This window comes from Rhabdochromatium marinum (assembly GCF_016583795.1).
In the GTDB taxonomy this organism is placed as follows: domain Bacteria; phylum Pseudomonadota; class Gammaproteobacteria; order Chromatiales; family Chromatiaceae; genus Rhabdochromatium; species Rhabdochromatium marinum.
Window position 1 is genome coordinate 63,767 of the sequence record NZ_NRRS01000003.1, and the last position, 21,446, is coordinate 85,212.

Below are 21,446 nucleotides of genomic sequence, written 5' to 3' on the forward strand. Positions count from 1 at the left end.
CGACGGGTGCAGTGCAAACGCTAATGGAGAACCCCTTGCAAACACCGAAACTCAATTGGGAGCAACTGCGTCCTTTCAGCGCAGCACTCATCATCGCCGGTTTGCTGCTGCTGCAAACACTGATTGTTCCAACTTGGGTGCCCGCCTGGCTTGGCGTACTCATTTTGACCACCGCCTGGGTTATTTCCGCTTTATTGCCAAAATCATCGTCAACGCAACAGCTAAACGCATCCACGGCTTCCTCTGCATGCACGGAAGTTGCCGTGCTAACCAAGGCCCGGCGCTGGGATCATGAAATCTGGGAGCTGGTAGTCGCGGTCGATCACCTGATTAAGGCCGAGGTAACCGAACTGCGCGACATGGTCCAGCAAACGCTGGGTTTAATCTCCAATGCCGTCAGCGATCTGCAAAACAGCTTCTCCGGCATGCTGCAAGCCTCCGAAGCCCAACAGGGGCTGGTCAACACACTGATGAAGGGCAGTGGTGCCGACCTCGCCGGTGACCAGGAGCAGACGTTCGACATCAACGATTTTCTTTTGGAAAACAGCAATCTGCTCAATGAAAATGTCGCGCGACTGATCGACATGGGCAAGCACAGTATCGAAGTGGCCCATCAGGTCGATGACCTGTCGACCCAGATGGATGGCATTTTCACCCTGCTCGACAGCGCCAGCAGCATCGCCCGGCAAACCAACCTACTGGCGCTCAATGCCGCGATTGAGGCCGCGCGCGCTGGCGAGGCCGGTCTCGGCTTCGCCGTGGTGGCGCAGGAAATTCGCAAGCTCTCGCAGGACTCGGCCCAGTTCAACGAGGAGATTCGCGGACAGGTCCAGCAGTCGCAGCGGATTTTTGCCATCACCCGCGACATCGTCGGGCGGATGGCCTCGCAGGATATGAGCACCTCCATCAACGCCAAAGGCAAGATGGACGAGATGTCTGACAAGGTTCAACAACTGAACGCAACTGTCAATGCTGGCCTGGACCAAATGGGATTGGTGGTTGATCAGCTGCGCGAAAATGTCAATTCCGGTCTACGTCTGCTCCAGTTTGAGGACATCGCCCGCCAGGTACTGGAACGCGCCGACAAGCGAATTAACTTCCTGGATCGCTTCGTCAATGAACTCAACCGGCTGCCAATGGCCCAGCATGACGAAAGCGGCGAACAGGTCGATGCGGCCAAGGCGCGGCTCGAAGCGCTGCGTGCCGAAGTCGCCGATGCCGCTCACCGCGCGGTCAGCCAACAGGACATGGCCGCCGGCGAACTTGAACTCTTTTAAGCGCCGATCCGCCACAAGCTTCGCACATCAGCGTAGACTATTCCGTTAACATTTTTTGGGCTGGGGTCCGTGAGACTCGACCAGCAATTCGCTTGAGCTATTTGGAGACACCATGAGCGTCACCCGACACATTGATGAAGCAAAACAGCAAGTCACCGTTAAAATCGATGGCCGCTTCGACTTCGCGCAACATAAAGCCTTTCGCGATTCCTATCGCGACATTCCGCCTGGCAGTAAGAGCTACATCGTTGACATGGCCACCACCTCCTATCTCGACAGCTCTGCGCTTGGCATGTTGCTACTGCTGCGCGAGCATGCCGGCGGTAACAATGCAGCCGTGACACTTCGTGGATGCGGTGAGGACGTGCGGCGAGTGCTGAAGATCGCAAACTTCGAGAAGCTGTTCAACCTGGAATAATATTAGTGTCGGGCACCATACGTTGAACGCTTCTCCCACATGGCTAACTCCCTCCCACAAGCCACCGCTGTAACCGCAGAGGTCTCGCGCGGCAAAGCACTGATCGTTGATGATGAGCCGGTCAACTGTCGCCTGCTCGTGCAGATGCTCCACCGCGAGGGCTTCGAGGCCATCGAAGCCCACAACGGTGAGGAAGCGATCCAGCAATTCGATGCTGAGCAACCGGATATCATCTTCATGGACGTGATGATGCCGGGCATGGACGGTTTCGAAGCCACGCGCATCATCAAAGCCCGCAGCAGTCATCAGTTCATACCAGTTATTTTTCTCACCGCCCTGCGGGATGAAAAATCCCTGATTCAATGTACCGAGGCCGGCGGCGATGATTTCCTGTCCAAACCATTCAGCTTTGGCATTCTCAAGGCCCGCATCCGCGCCATGGAGCGCGTGCGCGATCTGCAGCGTGCCATCGCTGCCAAGAATCAAACCCTGTCGGCTCTGATCGAAAAAGAGCAGGAAGAACAAAAGCTCGCCGAGCGCCTGTTCAGCCGCGTTGTCAACACCCGCAACGTGGCCACTGAGCGGTATCAGTATGTGCAGCGGCCCGCCGCTACTTTCAGTGGTGACTTGGTGCTATCGCAATTCCTGCCCGATGGAGGCTTGCGCATCCTGATTGCCGATTTCACCGGCCACGGTCTCGCGGCGGCCATCGGCGCGCTGCCGGTGTCGGATATTTTTCACTCCATGACACTCAAGGGGGCCGATGACAACAGTTTGCTGTTTGAGATCAACCGTAAGCTGCATCAGTTACTGCCAGCGGATCGCTTCATGGCCGCCTGGCTGGTTTCCATTTCGCACACCGGCGAGACGCTGCGCTGGTGGAACGGCGGTATGCCAAGCGGTTGGCTGCGAACCCGTGATGGACTGGTTGAACTGGCCTCCCATACGTTGCCACTTGGCATCCTGCATCCGCTGCCTGAGTGCAACACCATCAACCAGTTGCAGGTGGACTCCCAGGATCGTCTGCTGCTGCTGAGCGACGGGCTGCTGGAGACTGTCACCAGCGCTGATGGGCAGATGTTTGAAGACGTGGGTTTTCACCCAGCGCTCGAGCAATGGGAAAACGCCACTCCCATCATGGATACGCTGCTGGCTGCGCTCGATGAGCTCTGCTGTGGTGAACCTTTCGATGACATTACCATTGTGGAAATCCCGCTTGACAGTCCGGTCAGCAGCATGCCGCGCGTTGCGGCCGCCCACATTGAACAATCGGCCTGGCAATGGTCCATTGAGCTGGCCGACGCGCGACTTGCAGCCATGCCATCACTTAAGGATATTCTTGAGCTACAGGGGCTGCTATACGGGATACATGAGCACCTTGGCACGTTGCAAACCATCGTCACCGAACTTTACACCAATGCACTTGAACACGGAATACTGAGGCTTGAATCCAGCATCAAGTCAACCTCCGATGGCTTCGAGCGCTATTACCGTGAACGCGCGCGACGCTTGGCGGCACCCACGCCAGGATGGATCAGACTCACGCTCAGCTATGAGCCCGGTGGCACAGAACAACAAAATCGGATACGCATTCGGCTGCGCGACAGTGGTTCGGGCTTCGACCCGCAACAGCACAGCCACGGCCTGCAGGTCGATGCATCCCAGCCCTGGGGACGCGGCATACAATTAGTCCGTGATTTGTGCGAATCGGTTCGCTACGACCACAATGGCACTGAGGTTGAGGCTCTCTATGCCCTGCCATCGGCGGCTCAACACGCTTTGCCCTGAAACCAACGCATCATGACTGCCCCCTCCCCTTCCATTGCGCTTAGTCAGCGCATGCTGCAAGTCATCACGGCCACTCCCGTGGGCATTTGCATTACCAATGCGCAAGGGATGTTTGAGTTTGTCAACCCGGCTTATTGCCGCTTCTACGGCTACAGTGCAGCGGAACTACTCGGCCAGCACTTTACCCTGGTGGTCCCGCCCGATAACCAGGCCCTGATGACTGAACTGCATGACCGCTTCATCGCGGGTCACAGTGAAGTACGCGGCGAATGGGAGGTAGTTGATCGCCATGGTGCCACGCGACAAATCATCGCGGATGCGACCCTTATTGAGGGCAATGACGGGCAGCCGCGTAAGGTCACCTTTATCATGGACATCACCGAGCGCACGCGTAACGAACGCATGCGCGAGGACATTGAGCGGCTGATGCGCCATGATCTGCGCACCCCACTGAATGCCATTATTAATATCCCGGCTTTGCTGCGCGATGACGGCAATCTGACTGCTGAGCAGAATGAACTGTTGGAGATCATCGAGCGTTCGGCACACACCATGGCTGAGATGATCGAGGCTTCGCTGAATCTTTATAAGCTCGAAGCGGGCACCTACCCGTTGCAGGGCAAACGCCTCGATTTGCTAGAGCTGCTGGCGCGGGTTCTGGCGGACGGCGCCAAGTCCTCGGCCCACCAGGGACAGCACAGCGTGCTGATGCTAAACGGCCAAGCGGTGCGGGCTCAGGATCAATACCACTTGCACGGTGAGCCCCTGCTCTACTACAACCTCTTTGCCAATTTGATTAAAAATGCCTTCGAGGCCTCCCCGGCTGGCGCCCGGGTGAGCCTGAATGTCGCGCCCGGCCCCAATGTTACCCGGGTTGAAGTTCACAACCAGGGCTCTATCCCCGAGGGGATTCAACCGCAGTTGTTCGACAAATACGTCACCCACAACAAGGTCGGTGGCAGCGGACTGGGCACCTATTCAGCCAAACTGATCACCGAGGCTGTCGGTGGAAGCATCGGGGTTCACAGCACCGCAGAAAGCGGCACTCTGTTCTGGGTCGAATTGCCGCAAAATACGCGTTCAGCAGGTGCGCCAGTCGAACTTGACCATTAGTGCCTGCCGCTGCCGCATGGTGCTCAGTCCTCCAGCACGGCGCGCAGCAAGGGCTCAAGCAAGACATATTCCTGTTCGATCTGATCCACCAAGGCTGAGGCCGGAGCCAAATGCAACGCCTCCTGCTCCAGGCATTTGGCCAGATGCTGCAAGCGTAACGCTGAAACCGCTCCGGCCAGCCCCTTGAGGCTGTGCGCCTTAAAGCGCAGCGCCTCGACATCCTGAGCCTGATGCGCCGCGCGCAGACCCTGCAACCGCAAGGGAACATCGGCCAGGAATTGCTCAATGGTCACAGCGGCAATATCCTGATCGTCCCCCATGCGTTGCATTAACTCATCGCGATCAAAATGTTTGCAGTCATGCGCATTCGATATCGTGGACTGAGTCTGGGCTGGGTGTGTCTCGCTGGGTGACGGCGCAGCGCCCGAACCGCATTCGGCCTGCACGCGTATGAGCAGATCGTTGGTGGTATCCAACAGGCTGTCAAGCTCGGCCTGCAACTCAGCGGTCAGAGGCCAGCGGTAAAACTCACTGAGTGCGCCCAATACCTTTTCAGCTTGCGATTGGGCACCCGGATCAGCCCCATAACGGCGCCGCTCCGGCACAAAAGCCGGGCCCGATGCCTGAGCACCGGAGGATACAGCGAGCGGTGGCTTCTGATCTGGATCCTTGGTGGCCAGGGTATCGGTCGAGGCTTCGGGAGCCGCTAGATTGGCGACGTTCACCTCGTGCTCCAGGGCAGCATCCATAACCATCGTTTGGTCGCGACCGGCCGCTTTGGCACGATTGAGCGCACGATCCGCCAGTTCCAGCAGGAACGAAGCCGAATGCGTCTCATCGGCTTGCGCCGCTGCCACTCCCAGGCTCACGGTGACATGATCCGCCGCTGAGGAGTATTGATGAATCAGATGCAGATCCTTTACCGCCGTGCGCATCGCCTCGGCGGCCCGGTGCGCCCCTTCCAGATCGGTTTCGGGTAGCAAGGCGACAAATTCCTCGCCGCCGTAACGCGCGAGCAAATCGCCCTGACGTTTGAGCGCACTTCCGAGTGCAGCCGCACCCTGTTGCAGACAAATATCACCGGCACCATGCCCGTAGTGATCGTTCAGTGCTTTAAAGTGATCGAAGTCGATCATAATCAGCGCTAGCGGTTTGCCGCTGCGGCGCGCACGCTGCCATTCTTTTTGCAGCAGCGTGTCGAACTTGCGCCTGTTATAGACATGCGTCAAACCGTCGATATACGACATACCCTCGAGCATATCGGCCTTCAGGCGCATGTTGATCTGGTTGCGCACCCGCGCCCGCACGATCGGCAGACTGATTGGTTTGGTGATGTAATCCGCCGCGCCCAGGTTCAGCCCGACTTCTTCGGCGGCACTGTCACCAATGGCCGTGACGAAAATCACAATGATGTCCTTGGTCTCATCATCGGCCTTGAGCCGCCGACAGACCTCGAAGCCGTCAATCTCCGGCATCATGACATCAAGCAGCATCAGCGCCGGCTTGTCCGGACCATGGGCCACAGCCAGGGCTTCTTCCCCGCTGCGTGCCTCAACAATACGGTAACTACCGCGCAGCATCCGCGAAAGCAGATAGACATTAGCCGGTTCGTCATCGACGATGAGTATTCGGTAATCCTGGCTTTTCACAAGGTGTTACTGTAGACTTTTCAATTCGGATCGCCGATAATGTGCAAACGCTCCGGCATGCGGCCATCCGAGCTTATGTCAACGCTATGATTCCAATACATTCCACGTCAACCGCCACCGATCCTACCTTGATTTGAGCTATACTGCCAGCGCGCCGTGACAGCACCGACCTGCCCACCTGCGCGGCCCTACATCAGGGCCGGCAACCTGAGCAAAAAGCGCCCGCCACCCAGACAACCGTCATTATTGAGTTCAATCCAGCCACGCTGACCGTCCGGCGCATGGTGCAAATTAGCAACCATGGCACAAAAATGCAGCCCCAAGCCGGTGTTGCCCAGTTTGGCATCCGGCTTAACGCTATCGTGCAAGGAACGCTGTCCCAGCATGGTGGCCGGAAAGCCGGGACCGTCGTCTTCCAGCGTCAGCCTCAGGCTATCATCCACCACCCTGGCACTCAGGCAGATTTCCCCCTTGGTGTAGCGCATGGTGTTAGTCAGCACATTCTCAATGAGAGAGGCCACCAGATACTGGTCAAGCGTCCAACGCAGATCCTCGGCACACTCGATGCGACAGCGCAAACCGCGCAAATCCATCAGCGGTTTGTTGTTCAGCCAGCAGTCCTCAAGCAGCTCATACAGGTTGACAGGAGCAAAATCCGGCTGATACAGCCCGTGATCATTGCGGTAGATAGTTAGCATCTTGGTCAGATTGTCCTTCATCCGCCGCGCTTCGTATTGGAGCTGCGCCACGGCATCGGAATCGCGCCACGTCTCCCCGCTATCGGCTTCGACCAGCTCATCGACTGCGGTGATCACCCGGTTCAGGGAATTTTTCATATCGTGGATGCCAATGGCCAGCACCGTGCTAAAATCCAATTCCTTCATGCGTCATCCTCCTGCGCGTACAGCACCGCCAGCGTTGGGTAGTGCGCGATCTCACTGCGGTGCGCCACCGCCTCGGCCAGTGCCAAACCGGCCCGCTTGGGTACTGGCGCCCGCTGGAGCAAGGCATCAAGCGCCTCTGACAACGCGCTTAGTGCCGCAGCGTCCTCGGGCATCAGACACCAAAACCTGGCCGCCATTTCCCAATAGTCCAGCTGCAATTCGTCGCTACAGCGCCGCCTCATCAGCTTCGTACTTTGTCGGGCCTCGCGAAAATTTCCCAGGGCCACGAGCCCCTTAATCAACCCTAAATAATCCGCCGCATCGGGTAAGCCCATTTGCCGCGCGATGGCAATGGAGCGCTTCCAGGCCGGCAGCGCCAGCGAGTATTGCCCCAGCTTGGCTGCCACCTGGGCCAGGTTGCGCTGGCGCTGTAGCGATTTAGGTGAACGCTCCAGCGCCGCGCGCAGCACGCTCAGGGCTTCCTCCGTGCGCCCCTGCTGACGACACAGGGCGGCGAGGCGATCATGCGCAGCCATGAAATGCGGCGTCAGCGTCATCGACTCTCGATAAAACGACTCGGCCGCTGTCACATCCCTGCGTGCCTCGGCGACCCGGCCGCGCTGCGTCAGCGCCCAGGCCAGCGGATTCTCCTCCATCGCCTCACAGCAGGTCGCATCGGACAGCTCCAGATCGCCCTTGGTAAAAGCCAGCTCCGCGCGAATGCGCAAGAGTTCCAGACGATTGCCCGGACGCTCCGCCAACAGCGGATTCAATGCCTCCAGTGCCGCAGCCGGACCCTGGGTCTTCAGCGCCCGCGCCACTGGCACCAGTGGCTCGCGCCGGCGCAAGGCGCGCCCAATCCGGGCATTGAGCAGGTCTTTGGTAAAGGGCTTGGAAACATAGGCATCGGGCGCAAACTCCAGTGCCCCCATGACCATTTCGTTGGAACTTTCCGCCGTCACCATTACAAAAACAGTGCTCAGCGTCATCACGCCCTCGGCACGAGCCTGCTCCAACAGCTGTTGCCCGTCAATACCATCGCCCAGATTGTAGTCGCACACCAGAATATCAAAGCGCTTCGCGCGCAACGCCGCCAGCGCCTCCTCTCCGGTTCCCACCGAAATGATATGCTCAAAGCCAATCGCCGCCAGCATCCGCCGCAGCATACTGCGCATGCTCTGGTAGTCATCAACCACCAGCACGTTTTTTTTCATCAAGTTCATGGAAGTACTATATCGAACCGGTCTACATTCTTTGACACCGGTCACGAGTATAAAGCCGAGACGCGGACCGCAGGCATCATTACCATAGCGCACCAAAACAGGGCGCTCAGCGTGCGGAGAAGGGCAAGCGCGGACTTAGATGTAGAGTATTAGCGCCTGAAAGCAGCTAAAAGTATAGTTGAAACAGTAGCATTTAACCATGGAACCGTTATGACAGACCCGCTGCCCAACCGGGATGATCTACCCTCACGTCTGGGTAATATCATGTTGTTTGCTGCCTGGGTTGTAGGACTCGCACTGCTCGGTCTGTTCTTTCATCAATACATTGAGGGCGAACAGAACCCCAACCGCCAGCTTAAAATCAGCGCCGCCGATCCCCATGGCCAAGCCCAGGTGAGCCTCAAGCGCAATCGTCTTGGACACTATGTTGCCCCTGGCGCCATCAACGACGAACCCGTGATTTTTCTAATCGATACCGGCGCCAGCGCCGTTGCTCTACCACTTGAACTTGCCCGCGAGCTGGGTCTGCCCCTGCGCCCTGGTGGACGCAGTAAAACCGCCAATGGCACTGTCGATATTTGGACTACCCGCATCGACCGCCTCGACATCGGTGCACTGCATGCAGAAAACATCCATGCGATCGTCATGCCCAGAATGGAGGGGCATGAGGTGCTGCTTGGAATGACTTTTCTGCGGCGCGTTGAGTTGCTGCAGCGTGATGGAATGCTGACGCTACGGGCACCGTTGTGAATAAATACCATTAAAACGCGTTAATTCGTAAACCTCTGATTTTACTTCAAAGCGCTTGCACGAAATCGCTGAATTCGATGATTGCCAGGTTTGCTCGATCTCATAAACACTTAATATTAAGTGTTTTTTTGCACATTGAAAGAGCTACTCTCTGGCGTTACCTGCCAAATTGAATAAATTGGCAGCAACACCTGCTTTAGCATAAAGTAAGGCGATTTTCCATTAAGCTCAAAAAATAATTGATTCAATAAACTGGCTGACTCACTTTTGCCAGCCAACACCCCTATACTGGCATCCGTAACGATATGGACAGAATTCTCTGCATTATCTGAAAAATTTCGGCCTTTTAAGCCACTAGGGCCGAGCAGTGTAATCTGGCGCAGCGCCATTTTTCCGTGTAAAAAGCGGACTTCTCCTTCTCCCATGTCTATTTGAGCCTTTCCGATTGAACTCAAAGCATTGAGCAGAGCTGGTCTCACAGGTTTAACATCATGCAATATGAGATACTCCTGATGCGGGCTAACCTGTTGTTTAAAATCCCACTGTCCAAATCCAAACCAATCTTCAGTCAACAGTAGCTCATCCAGCATTAAATACAGCGGACGCCTAGCCCCTGGAAATAAAAACGCTAGCCGCTTTTCAAGCACATTTTTTTCAATCCCATCTTCGCTTAACAGCAAATCGCGTGCACCATTTACCCCTTTAGCTAGTAACGCTTGCAAACGCGCCATCCCTGCAGACCAATCTTGTTCATTTTTGCCAAATAGGGCATTAGCCTCAATCAAGCCAGGCAAACCATGAGCAGCCACAAACCCCATCCAGTTCGCAGCGAGCCGTTGATCACTAACTGTCAATGGAAAATTCAATGCATATCGCAGCGCAGCTGGATGATAACCACCGTCCGCAATTGTACCGCGATTTGCATAGTAAACCAGTGGGTGTCCGTGTCCCCAACTGGCCCAAATAACCGCATCTTCCTGCGTTTGTTGCCGCAAGGCCAGCATTGCATCGAACAGCGCTGGCTTACGCCGGGGGACCTGACTGTCAAAACTCTCTGCTACAGGCACCGTCCACCAGGCAATCCCCAAGGATATTAAAATGATCGCCATTGCTCGCCAAAGCAATCGCAATTTCATGCCCCACAAAGAAAAGGCAATAAAACCTATACCTAAACCAAACAGGGGGGCAGCAAAAATCATAAATCGAACGCCGGTTACAGATAAGGCCGTCACAAAAAATAGGGCTGTCAAATACAATACTCTGTAACCAGTTGTAACAGCGAGTCCTAACAATCCGCCAATTGCCAGTGTGAAAGGTATGAGCCCTCCAGTTGTATTCTCCATAAAGCGCTCAACAGAAACCGTTAGCTGCTCGGAAACATCCGCAGATACTGAGCGAAAACTCCCTTGAGCATCATCACCCGTGATGAAGTTCAACAGGCTGAAAAACTGTTGCACAAGACCAGTCGGTGTTAGTGCATCAACACCTTGGAAAAATATTAAAGCTATCACCACGCACCCTAGCATGAAAAGCGATCCCAATAATGCTTCTCGCGTTCGCCAACCCATGATAAAGAAAGCAATCAACATTGGCCCTGCGGCAAGCACTAATACCGCAACAGCAGCTTGCCACCACCAATAAAATAACAGCAAGGTCACCGCCCATCCAGCAAACCATAAGGATCGAGTTCCTTTATGCCGCACATCGCCATAATAGAGCGCAAAAAAAGCTGCCATAATTGCAAAGCTTACATTCAGAGGATCAGTCTCGTACCAACCGAGCATACTACGAGAAAGCATATAGGGCGAAAGCACAGTAAACAGCGCTGTTACTAATCCCATCACAGCTGCCGCATCATAGCGCCTAGATTCTTCTAACCAAGGTGTCATAGCCCGCAACCCAAAAGCACGCCCAAGTAGAAAAGCTGGAACAGCCAGAAGGGTTCCCAGCACAGGAGCTAAAATAATAGCCACCCATTCGAGCGGTACCGCAAATAAATTAGCCAAACTTGCCGTTAAAACCGAAGCCAAGGGCGCAATAGTCGAACGTTCCAGTCCTTGCGGCACACCCCGTCTCAGATCGAGTGGCTGATAATTACCCTGTTGCAATTCCCTGGCAATATCCAAATAGTAATAACCATCAACACCTAGCAATAGGGGGATCTGTTGACTCTGAAAAAAGAACCGGTTCTTATTATCTAGCCAATGCGTCAAGCTGTCACCGCGCAAATAGAGGCTGACTAGCATAATGAACAGTAACCCAACAGCTACCCGCCAACCCCGCTGTTTCCACCATGGCGAAAGGGTCATTTGTAGATTTTCGTTCATGTGATTCATACAAATTTAATCTGTGACACGTTGCTTTCGGACATCATCTTGCGATAATTACACTACAAAGCCATTGACGGATGGTATTATACTCTTTCAGTGCCAACCACGAAATCGATCGCGCTAGCAAGTTGGTTTAGCTTTAAGCAAGCGTGGAACCTTGAAACCGGATTGGAATCTATAATTATGGCAGCCTCAATACCCCGCTTGTACGCACTAGCCGACTGTGCCATTCAACCCATTGACGATCGTTCAATGATGTTAATTCGTTTGGATACCGGAGCGGTTGCGGCTGTAGATATTCGTTGGCAATCGTTTTTGGATTATCTGAAAGTCTTTCGCTCGCTCTCAGATCACGCTGCCGTCATTGTAAGCCGGTTTCCGAATCTTCAAGGGCAGCCGCACACGTTAGAAGAAAGCCTGGGGCAGCTGATTCCACGAGGCTTGTTGTATAGTGCCGATGATGTTTTAGCTCAGCTTGATTCTAATTCAGCTAGCGCTGCCCGAAAACCTAAACCTCTCACACTCTGCATCCGCACCTGCGATCGCCCCGACGCCTTACATCGGCTGCTAAACTCCTGCGCAGAGCATGCCAAGACCTTCAATCACCCATGGCCAATTGAAATCCTTGAGGACTCCCGGAGAGCACAGCATCGCAGCACTAATGCCGCTTTGGTGGAGAATTTCTCCGAGCAATTGACACTAAAGTATATTGGTTTTGAGCAGCAAGAGATTTGGTTGGCCAGCCTAGTGGAACAAGCACCGGAGGATAGTGAAGCGTTGCACTGGTTGCTTGATCCGCAGTATCCCGACAATCGCGACCAACCAAGTCACGGAAGGTTATACAACCTGGCTTTCCTACGGCATGCTGGTGAGCGTATTTTGATGGTGGATGACGATGCCACACTCAACGCGTGGCGCTGGCCTGATGCGCAATCCGAACCGTTGTTTGGGCTATCTGGCCGTGCTGCTCTCCCAATGCCTAATGTCAGTGCCGCCCAAAGTGTATTGACACGCACTGAGCTTGATCCTATCGCTGCTCATGGTGCCGTACTTGGACAACCGATCGCTACAGCCATACGCGTAAACAACAACAACCAACTTGAGTCAAGTTGCTTGCAGAGCAGCATGATTGAGTCTGTTCCACACCCCTACGCACGTCCTGGCCGCATTCGCTATACGCGTAACGGTTTTCTCGGCGACACCGGTTCAATCAATGACCAGCAATACTTTTATCGTCTTCGCCTTGATGCACCAGCACTGGTCTTGTCCGCAGAAAGCTATCGCCGGTTTCGCAATGCTCCACGCTGCGCAATCAGCGTTCCGAAAAGACCTGAACTCCTAAACGGCTCGCACTTTCACCACACCACCTGCGCGGGTCTGGATTTAAGCGATTTAATTCCTCCAGTGCTACCGCGTGGTCGTAATGAGGATTCTTTGCTTGGTGCACTCTTACGCTTCCTCTATCCGCAGGATTTCGGCATGCGCTTGAATTTTGCCTTGGAACATCGTCTTGATAGCACTAGTACATGGCAATTTGGTCCAAAGTTTGCCGTGCCAACCAAAGACGCAGCTGAGGCCTTGGAACGGTGGATAAACTTGCTTCCCGCTCCTGCTGAGATTACCGCAGCTCAGCGTATGCAATTATTAGCCAATACCATCACTGGTCTTTCAACCGAAGGAAAACTAAGCACACGAATTGCCAGCATGCTTCTGCAAGAACAACAACAAGGTGCAGCCATACAATTTGCGATTACGCGTTCGGAACTCTCTGCCGTCACCGCAGAAACTCCCAAAGGTGAAACACCCGTTTCTCCTCAAAGTCCATGGCGCGGAGAACTTTTTGCTACAAACCAACAATTGCTAAGTAGCCTTCAATCGACAACAGATCAACAGGAAATCGATAAGCAGCAAGCAGGTCGGTATGCCGATCAATTCCAACGCTATGCTGCTAGTCTCCCGGCTTGGCAAAAGGCTTTTGAGCGGCAATCCGAAATGAATGGACTTAAACAATGGGAATAACAGGTTACTGTTTGCACCAATAAATCACCACTGGAGCGATTCGCCAAGGTATCGTTCCAGCGCATGGATGCGCGGTCGATAAATTGCCTCTAAAACACCCCGCAGTGCATCTGGGATCGTTTCGTCTATCCCCTGAAATACTTTTTTCCTTAGCATCTCATCTGATAGCGCATTGAATCCATTTGGATCGATCCCAATATGTTCAGCCACCCGATCTAGCAGTGTACGCGGCGCCAGGGCGATGTCCTGATATTGCAAAATCAGCAGCGCATCTGCACCAAAAGCGTTCTGCCATGTTTTTATAGTGTGCAGATAATCACCACGGGCTAAAGATCCATGCGACCGAAAATGATCAATAAACCACTGCTCCGATGCTTCGCCAAACTCAAGCTCAGCACGCTTGAGTGCCATCAATGCCGATGACCATGCCCGTTCAATCGGGTTGCGCATAACAAACAGCAGACGTAAGCGTGGTTGCCAGTCATGAATCAGGCGCACTCGACCTGCATTCAGAGTCCCATACGCAGGAGTGATTTCTCCCTCAATATGCTCTGGGTCAGAAAACTTTCGCAAGTAGTCCTGTATTAGCGCACGACTGAGAGTGGCAGGGTGATTCCAAAAGTGCACCTCCTTTCCCTGTGGAAAGCTGATAGCACTATGGCGCAGAAGCATCTCATATAACCAAGATGTTCCGGCCTTTTGGGCACCGATACCGAGCACTCTGAACATTTAAAACAACAGGGCACAAAAAAGCCGGCCCAAAGAGGGCCGGCTGGAAGTGTCAGAACATAAAGCCGGTGATTACTTAGGGGGTCACAGCTTTATAGCCGTAACCATGATTCATCATTTGACCGATTTGGTGAGGCGCACCATTCGGCTGGCGCACTTTAAGTGCAAAGCCGTAAACAGGCAGTCCGTCGAACATTACCCCACTGGTATCTGGATAAGCCGACTGGCTGAAATCAATATCTACCCAGCCAAAGGTAGCATTGGGATCGCCAACAGCAGTGTACACATCAAGATAAGAGCTGATGTTCGATGCCAGTGGATCAGTAGTCGCATCCTCAACAAAGCGAATTACATTCGTTTCATATGGCATTTCAACGGTGACTGCTGGACTTGGCGAGAAGACAGGCCCAGATGACCCTTTGCCTTCTTCACGGTCGTAAGCCATAAATTGATAGGTTACCAATGATTTTCCATCACCGTCCGCATTAAACAACTTGTTGAATGGAGCAAGCTGTGCGTCTACAGGCCACATGCGCAGGCCGGTCGAATCGGCTGCGGTGTATTGAGGTGTAGTGCTGATGGTTGTCGTGTCATTGTCCTGAGCAAACTTAGACGGCGTATCCGCGTCACAGTTGGCAATGGTAGAACCATCGTTACGCCATGCATTATTGTTAGCCTGCACTGTATTACAGTTTTGATCGACATGATACCCTTTAGTCGGGAAATTGACGACCCAGTCTGTATAAGCGTTGTTCGCTGGATTTGACGCCCATTCGTTATATACATTTGACCAAGTGATACGCTCTTCAAGCTCATTAAGCCCAGTCACGTTCCACAGTCCTGCTGGCATAGTTGCGATCGTCGGCTCCAAGAACCAATTGGTACTTTGGGCAGTCACTAAACTTACAGTTGGGTCAGCGACGCTATCGAGATGGAGCGCCTCGGTGCCAGAACCGGAACCCCGGATCGAGTTTACATAAGTAACATTACCTTTTAATGGAGCAGGGCTGCGAACAGGCCCCCAACCCAGCACAGGATCCGCATACTCTGGATTTCCGCTTTTGCTTCCCCAAGTAGTAGCAGCAGCTGGACCGTTTCCAAGCACCGGGGACGGAAAGTCTACGCCTGGTGCTGCAACAGATCTATTCCGAGCCTCTTCGCAATTTCTTGGAATGCCATCTACGTGAGTAATCAGGTACCCAATGCCGTCGTCATCATCAAGGCAAGCTTCACCTGGCTGGCATTCACCAATCACCAAAAATTCGATATAACCCTCGTTCATCCGAGAGTTGTCTTGACTTCCGCCGTCACTATTTGAGCCAGTGTAAGCATAGCTATCAAGCGCGACACCGCCGGGTGCAGGCGGAATTTCCGGCGTAGTGCATGAGGCTTCACCACTCGCAACATTAAACACAGGAGGATTTCCGTCACCACCACTAGTAACGTATCCTGCCCAAACGTCTTTTGGCGACATCATGACATTAAAGTCACGAATATCGCGGCTGTTCACTGCTTCGTGAAAACGAACCTTAACAATCAGCGCGCTATCTGAGGTATTAGTCAGATTTATAGACGTATTCCAACTGCCATTTACCGTGTAATACGGGACGATCATGACCTGACCAGTCTGGGTAGCAGAAAAACCTGCTGGGGCATTCGCGTCTTGGGCTTGCCCAGACATCGGGGCGCATGCGAGTACGGCGCTACCCATTGCCGCCGTGACTGCCGTGCTCAAACGAGCGTTCTTAATCTGTGTCATCGTCGATTTCTCCTTGCGGATTAAAAAATTGAGGTTGTTTTGCCCGGGGACTACCGAGCCATGCCCGGCATTTTAACTGATTGGCGTTGATGCCACCACTCCCCTCCTTCTCGAACCCATGTTTCCTTGATGTAGCGCTCAAATCTGATTGGCTGATCGAGGCTCATATCAATGATGCTATGATCAAGCAGAAAGCCGACTATCGCTACACTGTCGTTGGTGTAGTCGATTTTGATTGGCTCAATACCATACCAAGTGGCATAGGGACCAAAGCTTTTCGCAAATTCCTTTGCTGAGTGCTCTTTCCTGTATTCGGGTGTCTGGTACTGGTAGGCAGCATCGAAGTCTTTTTCAACCAATGCAGCCCAGTAGGCCTGGACTCGATCCAGCAAGGCTGCCGAGACAGGATCTGTCGGCACATTCGGTTGTGGACGCATCGCTTGCACACGCTCGCCCATCTCAACGCTCGTTTCCGCGCTTGGTCCAAAAACTGGCTCATGTGAGCTACCATCTGCTTCTGCCGTGCTGCCCGCAACCTGCCCGCTCAACACGATGCATAAGATCGCTGCCACTTGAAGTAAGGGGCCAAAAATGGTCTTAACCTGCCTGCCAGACAGCAGGCCACCAGCAGCGAAACAATGGCGGAACCCTTGCTTTGAGGGCCAGTTGTAAACTAAACCTGTATTGGCCACTTTAGCTCGAGTGCTTAGTAAAATCCCTTGATGCAGGAAAGCCTCGCGGGTCATTTTTGGATCGCTAGAAAGCATATTTTGATGTCAGAATTGGCGTTCGTACTGATTGGTTTAAGTCAACTCTAGCTGCTGAACCGCCGCCTGTCAACACTATTTTACAACGCCGTAGTGGTTTTCGCAACAAGCATGCAGAGATACAACAATGCGGCTGACTAAGTATAGGAAAACAGCAGGATCTTGTTAAGTAAAAATACGAAGGTATGCTTCGACGTGATGCCTCGCAAGCCGCAACAAGCCTCAAAGCCATGTTGCAAAAAAACAACGCAGCTGCCAAAAACCTTATAGAAAAGTTCGTGCAACGCGACACCAAAGCCATTGTACGCAACCTGGATTCAGATTGACGGACATCAATACCATTGACCTCAACCAAAAACTAACTTTGTTTCATCAACCCAAGGCAGGCCTGATGAAAAAAAACACAAAAACGAAACGGCTTTTTACCCTGCTGTTCACTTTTGGCATTTTTAAAAACCGCAAGTTGTCCTGTAGCCAGGCAGGCAAACTGATTGAGTCAGCCCGGCCCAAAGCTTGGCCCTCGAGGTGGCAGCTTGGGCTTTAGAGCTGGTGTATCGCTGCCCCCTAACGGCGGACGTCCCACCTGCTGAGGTGAGCCCCCATCCATCCGCTGTCGGTTGGTTGACGAAGGTGGGGGCATGCGTGTAGGTGGAATGGGCGGAGGTGCATGAGCATAGTCGCGCAGCATAAACCGCCGCTCCGCGTCCTGGAAACGCAACAGCAGACTGTCTTTGCTAATGTCAGCTACTGTCCATTGTTGAATTTTATCCCCTTTTTGCAGTCGCCGAAGATCGTTTTTGGGTGGCAGGCGGACCCAGCCGAGCGATACATCTTCACTCAGCAGCACGGCATTGAAATCAAGTCCTGCCAAAGCGCTATCATCCACCGCTTCCGGCTCCAGCTGCGGCGCTTGCTCAGCAGGGCGCGGCTCCGGTATCCGCCGATCAGGCAGGAACAGGGATCGCTCGATTACGGACGAATATTCTTCACGCGGCGGCGGCGGTGTAAGGAGATCGGCAGCATTCGGCAGCGTAGCCACGACAGGAGCCGGAGACTGAGCATCATCATCCGCGTTAAGACTAACTTTTAGGCGTTCCTCCCAGCCAACCCATTGTAAGGCTAGCACGCCAATCAGCAGGATGCCGACGCCGCCAAACCAGATTCTCATGCGTAGAATTCACTGGAGGGGTACTCGAGCACGGCAATTGATTTCATACTCCACCTTTTATATAGCCAAAGATGTCCAGCCGTACGGTAAGCTCGTCGCGCTCACGTGGCGGCCTTTGTGGATTGCCTCTAGCTGCCCGCGCCTGGTTAACTGGGGACAATGGAACATTCGATGCGGCGCTGCGCAGGGACATCTGGTCAATAAACAAAAACGGGCGAGCCGCCTCAATGCTAAACAGAATATCACGAAGGGATTGAGTTGACCCCTGAAACTGCACCCGAACGCGAATACGTGGAGGCTTTTCGTTGGCATCAACTGGCAAGATCTGAGTGCTCACTGGTCTGGCGCTAGCAGTACGGATGATGTCCTGCACCTGGCCTTGCAGTTCAGCTCCGGCAAGCGCGGGTGTCTTTGCAGCAAAATAGAAGGCCTTAGTATCGTCGCGCTTACGAACCTGTTCTAGCTCTGCGCGCAGACTTGGCAATGTTGCAACAATACGTTGATATTGAACAATTTGCCTACCCGAGCGGTCGATATGTAAGTTTAAATCTGCCATGCGCTGCCACCAGGGGACAAACACAGCAAGAACGATGCCGAGCAAAATAGCGGCAGGCAATCCCCAAACAAGCAAACAACGACGATTCTTCGGAATGCGGTGCGTCATGCTGGAGGTCTTCGGTAGCGCAAGGCAATATGAAAGCGCTCTTTGCCAGTATTTGACACTTGCATTACAGGTGAGCGGAAGCTGACATTGGTAATTCCTGGTGCCTGCTCCAGCACGTTCAGCAACTCAGTGGCCTGATCTGACTCGCCACGAATATCGACTTCGTCATTGCTGAAGTTGATGGTCTGCACCCAAGTGTGATCTGGAAGGCGATCAGTAAGTTCGCGCAGCAGGTCAATCATGCGTGGCTGCGTGGCTTTACGATCCAGCACCGCGACGCTGCCAGCACGGGCTAACTCAAGCTCCTCCCGAAGAGCTGGTACCTGCTCAGCTTCAATCCGCACGCCCCTAAGTGCGTGGTTAAGTTGTTCAAGCTCACGGTTCTTTTGCCACAATGGTGTAAACATCACCGCAGCTATCAGCCCCAGCACAACAAGCATTAAAACGCTGTTGACGAGCAACCCAAAATTGCCCCGGCGAGGACGCGCTTCGGGAGGTAGCAAATTAGCGCCATCCCAAGCTCCCTGCCAAGTCAGTCGCGCGGGCGTTGAACCAAACCGATGCAATCGCTCTAGCCAGGGGGTCACCTGCTCCCGAGGGCAGATGGCAAGCCTGGCCTCAAGTAAGCTGCTGCCGCGCGCCTGCCCATCAATGCCCATCACGTCATAGTAGACACGTTGAACATCGAAGGGCGTGAGACGGTTAATTTCATAGCCGGCAACCTGGCGTAAGTTGTTTTTGACTTGAACAGGTAGCCTGACCGAACGGATGAGCACATTAGGCGCCGGTAACTCAACGATAGTTTCGCGCCAGCCTTTGCGCGGTTTAGGAACTAGAGTATCGAGCGTTGCATCAGCTTGTGCGGCAAGCCTGGTAATGGGAGTACGATCATGCCCCAACTGACACAACAATAGAGCCTCGTCATGTCCCAGCAGGCTAACAACTAAGGTAGGAGCCTGGCGCTGCATGAGCCAATGTTGTACGCGGTTTGGTAGACAGTCAAAAAATACTTGCCACCAGCGGCCAAGCAAAAGACCTATGGAGGTATCACTCAGGCTTGGTAAGCGCAAGAAGGTTAAGCGGTTAGAGATACTCATGAATTTCAAATAAAATTCAAATTAGATCAACATTTCAAGGTAAAAAAATCATAAAACTACTGAACTTCCGGTGCTACATTTGGAGTAACTACCATCAAGGCTTCACGGCGCCAGATAATATCAAACGGTGGTGTATCCCTGAGTGCAACTCGTGCCAATGTTTCGATAACGCGCCCGAACCCATCATCTGACAGGGATGTGACACGGATGCGGTAAAAAGGTCCTCCACGATCACTCGTTTGTGACCGTTTAGCCCCGGGTATCTGTGCTTGATTACGCTCGGCAACTAACAATTCAGCATCCTCAATAGCCAAGTTCTTCATTGCAGCCAGCGCACGTGCCGAAGCAAACTGTGGCGCGAAAGCAACTGACCGGCCACTGTCTGGGTTCGAACCGCCAAACACAGGACCTGAAGATCTGCCTCCAGATCCACCACCGACACCAACACGCAGATCGGGCTCTAATTCGCGAAACAACGTCTGAGTCATACCACGCACTTGTAAAAGCTCGTCAAGGCTTTCAAAGTTTTGATCGGCGGCACCATAGCTATAACCATCAGCTCGGTAATCATCGTCCTCAGCACCATTCAAGCTGGTGAATTGGTCTGTATCACGCCAGTCGAGGACCGCGCCAACCAGGGTATCAACATCCTCCGGCGGCGCATCGGCCAGTTCCAGTAAAGTTGTAAATTGGTCACCACTGATCTGGTTAAGGTCAATTCGCGATGCCTCATTGAAAATGCAGACCTCAATATCTCTCCCACCAAGCTGAATATTATGTGCTGCCCCGTCCGGCAACCACAGCCACTCTGCTTCAGCGAATTGGATAGGCTGTGACAGCAGATTGAAAACGGCTAAATGCACGGCACCATCAGCAAGAGCCCGAAAGCGTGCGTTATCGAGCTGGTTCTGCGTCAGCGCATTCTGACTGCGTTGGGTCATGGTAAGACTCAAGGCCATAATAGTCAGCAAGGACAGGACCCAGAGCACCAATACTAGGGCAATCCCATTCTGCGCCAACCGGTTTGCCATGTGTCTAGGTAGTGTCATCAGCGCCCCTCTACCAAAACACCGGGTCCCGGTAGCGATATCAAGGCGACCGGCCAGTTTTGCTCGGGTGTGCTCAGATCAAGGCGCACTCGATAGGGTAGTTCGCTTTGGTCAAGCCATTCGTCGTACCAGCCTGGAACCTGTTCCCCGCGCTGGAGACCATAATATGACATGACGAAGTGACCCACCTGCGGCAACAACAGGGTTCGCCCTTGAGCACCAGCGGCGAGGTCACGGTCCAACGCATCGCCATTGGAACCGAAGTTGGAGGCCTCTGTTAGCGGCTGCCAGGCTGGAGCATTGTCTGTGCCGTTAAGCACATCGGGGTGTAACAGCCAACGCGTCAGGACGAGGCGTTTTGTATTATCGCCAGTATCTTCAAGCGTCAGACGCAATATGTATAGTCCAGGCACTCCCACATGGCTTGATAGTGGCGCAACGAATTCAAGTTGATCAGTTTGACCCGAGAAAACTAGGAACTTCTGTCCCTCAACCCTAAGTTCAACCTTGCGCACCTGCCGCAGACTACGCTCAATAAAATTGCGCGCCAGACGCAGGTCGGCCAGCCGCTCGGAGACGGTTTCGACGCTCTCCCAAGCACGCGATCCCAGGCGCAAGCCGGAGAAAAGCAACAGGGTGATGACGCTCAAAATCACCAGCGCGATCAGCAATTCAACCAGCGTAAAGCCATGCACGCCAGCCCGAGCTTGAGCGGCTCCCTGGGCTTGCGGAGCCGGTTGGCTGTCAGATGTGCGCACTCAG

General features: G+C 53.7%; 18 protein-coding genes. 6 read left to right on the forward strand and 12 right to left on the reverse strand.

Features of this window, described 5'->3' with window-relative positions; all coding sequences use genetic code 11:
• Nucleotides 1–35: 35 nt before the first annotated feature.
• The 4 genes from CKO36_RS20055 (at nucleotide 36) to CKO36_RS01815 (ending at nucleotide 4,596) form a co-directional block, all read left to right on the forward strand.
• Complete coding sequence (locus CKO36_RS20055; protein ID WP_275957804.1) at nucleotides 36–1,277, forward strand: methyl-accepting chemotaxis protein; 1,242 nt, start codon at nucleotides 36–38, stop codon at nucleotides 1,275–1,277.
• Nucleotides 1,278–1,389: 112 nt separating this feature from the next.
• The gene (locus tag CKO36_RS01805) at nucleotides 1,390–1,695 is read left to right on the forward strand and encodes an STAS domain-containing protein (protein ID WP_200279718.1); all 306 of its coding nucleotides are present in this window, start codon (nucleotides 1,390–1,392) and stop codon (nucleotides 1,693–1,695) included.
• A 39-nt stretch (nucleotides 1,696–1,734) separates the two neighbouring features.
• Complete coding sequence (locus tag CKO36_RS01810) at nucleotides 1,735–3,483, forward strand: SpoIIE family protein phosphatase (protein ID WP_200279721.1); 1,749 nt, start codon at nucleotides 1,735–1,737, stop codon at nucleotides 3,481–3,483.
• Nucleotides 3,484–3,495: 12 nt separating this feature from the next.
• Nucleotides 3,496–4,596: a PAS domain-containing sensor histidine kinase gene (locus CKO36_RS01815; protein WP_200279724.1), complete on the forward strand. Its 1,101-nt coding sequence runs from the start codon at nucleotides 3,496–3,498 to the stop codon at nucleotides 4,594–4,596.
• 23 nt (nucleotides 4,597–4,619) lie between these two features.
• Here the strand turns inward: CKO36_RS01815 and CKO36_RS20230 are convergent, their stop codons facing one another.
• The 3 genes from CKO36_RS20230 to CKO36_RS01830 all read right to left on the reverse strand — a co-directional run bounded on the left by CKO36_RS20230 (nucleotide 4,620) and on the right by CKO36_RS01830 (nucleotide 8,352).
• Nucleotides 4,620–6,245 carry a diguanylate cyclase domain-containing protein gene (locus tag CKO36_RS20230; RefSeq protein WP_200279727.1) on the reverse strand — a complete coding sequence of 542 codons (1,626 nt, stop codon included), beginning with the start codon at nucleotides 6,243–6,245 and terminating at the stop codon, nucleotides 4,620–4,622.
• 188 nt (nucleotides 6,246–6,433) lie between these two features.
• Nucleotides 6,434–7,129 (reverse strand): sensor histidine kinase, encoded by a 696-nt coding sequence (locus tag CKO36_RS01825; protein ID WP_200279730.1) that lies wholly within the window; start codon nucleotides 7,127–7,129, stop codon nucleotides 6,434–6,436.
• Complete coding sequence (locus tag CKO36_RS01830) at nucleotides 7,126–8,352, reverse strand: response regulator (RefSeq protein WP_200279733.1); 1,227 nt, start codon at nucleotides 8,350–8,352, stop codon at nucleotides 7,126–7,128. The genes CKO36_RS01825 and CKO36_RS01830 overlap by 4 nt, the downstream gene beginning before the upstream one ends.
• A 210-nt stretch (nucleotides 8,353–8,562) precedes the next feature.
• Here CKO36_RS01830 and CKO36_RS01835 point away from each other — a divergent pair, with 210 nt between their 5' ends.
• A complete protein-coding gene (locus CKO36_RS01835) occupies nucleotides 8,563–9,102 on the forward strand; it encodes a retropepsin-like aspartic protease family protein (protein ID WP_200279736.1) in 540 nt (179 codons plus the stop codon).
• A gap of 116 nt (nucleotides 9,103–9,218) precedes the next feature.
• Here CKO36_RS01835 and CKO36_RS01840 read toward each other — a convergent pair whose 3' ends face one another.
• A complete protein-coding gene (locus tag CKO36_RS01840; RefSeq protein WP_200279739.1) occupies nucleotides 9,219–11,438 on the reverse strand; it encodes an STT3 domain-containing protein in 2,220 nt (739 codons plus the stop codon).
• Between the two features lie 246 nt (nucleotides 11,439–11,684).
• On the opposite strand from CKO36_RS01840, the gene CKO36_RS01845 reads away from it, so the two are divergent.
• Nucleotides 11,685–13,451: a hypothetical protein gene (locus CKO36_RS01845; RefSeq protein ID WP_200279741.1), complete on the forward strand. Its 1,767-nt coding sequence runs from the start codon at nucleotides 11,685–11,687 to the stop codon at nucleotides 13,449–13,451.
• 24 nt (nucleotides 13,452–13,475) lie between these two features.
• Here CKO36_RS01845 and CKO36_RS01850 read toward each other — a convergent pair whose 3' ends face one another.
• The 8 genes from CKO36_RS01850 to CKO36_RS01885 form a co-directional block, all read right to left on the reverse strand.
• Nucleotides 13,476–14,180, reverse strand: coding sequence for a sulfotransferase domain-containing protein (locus tag CKO36_RS01850; protein WP_200279744.1), 705 nt, complete (start codon nucleotides 14,178–14,180; stop codon nucleotides 13,476–13,478).
• Nucleotides 14,181–14,256: 76 nt separating this feature from the next.
• Nucleotides 14,257–15,939: a hypothetical protein gene (locus CKO36_RS01855; RefSeq protein WP_200279747.1), complete on the reverse strand. Its 1,683-nt coding sequence runs from the start codon at nucleotides 15,937–15,939 to the stop codon at nucleotides 14,257–14,259.
• A 50-nt stretch (nucleotides 15,940–15,989) separates the two neighbouring features.
• Nucleotides 15,990–16,706, reverse strand: a complete 717-nt coding sequence (locus CKO36_RS01860) for a hypothetical protein (protein ID WP_200279751.1) — start codon at nucleotides 16,704–16,706, stop codon at nucleotides 15,990–15,992.
• Between the two features lie 496 nt (nucleotides 16,707–17,202).
• Nucleotides 17,203–17,874, reverse strand: coding sequence for a hypothetical protein (locus tag CKO36_RS01865; RefSeq protein ID WP_200279754.1), 672 nt, complete (start codon nucleotides 17,872–17,874; stop codon nucleotides 17,203–17,205).
• A gap of 43 nt (nucleotides 17,875–17,917) precedes the next feature.
• Nucleotides 17,918–18,538: a type II secretion system protein GspM gene (gspM, locus tag CKO36_RS01870; RefSeq protein WP_200279756.1), complete on the reverse strand. Its 621-nt coding sequence runs from the start codon at nucleotides 18,536–18,538 to the stop codon at nucleotides 17,918–17,920.
• Nucleotides 18,535–19,635, reverse strand: coding sequence for a PilN domain-containing protein (locus CKO36_RS01875; RefSeq protein WP_200279758.1), 1,101 nt, complete (start codon nucleotides 19,633–19,635; stop codon nucleotides 18,535–18,537). The genes gspM and CKO36_RS01875 overlap by 4 nt, the downstream gene beginning before the upstream one ends.
• A 56-nt stretch (nucleotides 19,636–19,691) precedes the next feature.
• Nucleotides 19,692–20,576 carry a type II secretion system minor pseudopilin gene (locus CKO36_RS01880; RefSeq protein WP_200279760.1) on the reverse strand — a complete coding sequence of 295 codons (885 nt, stop codon included), beginning with the start codon at nucleotides 20,574–20,576 and terminating at the stop codon, nucleotides 19,692–19,694.
• 107 nt (nucleotides 20,577–20,683) lie between these two features.
• A complete protein-coding gene (locus tag CKO36_RS01885; RefSeq protein WP_338053402.1) occupies nucleotides 20,684–21,442 on the reverse strand; it encodes a prepilin-type N-terminal cleavage/methylation domain-containing protein in 759 nt (252 codons plus the stop codon).
• Between the last annotated feature and the right edge of the window lie 4 nt (nucleotides 21,443–21,446).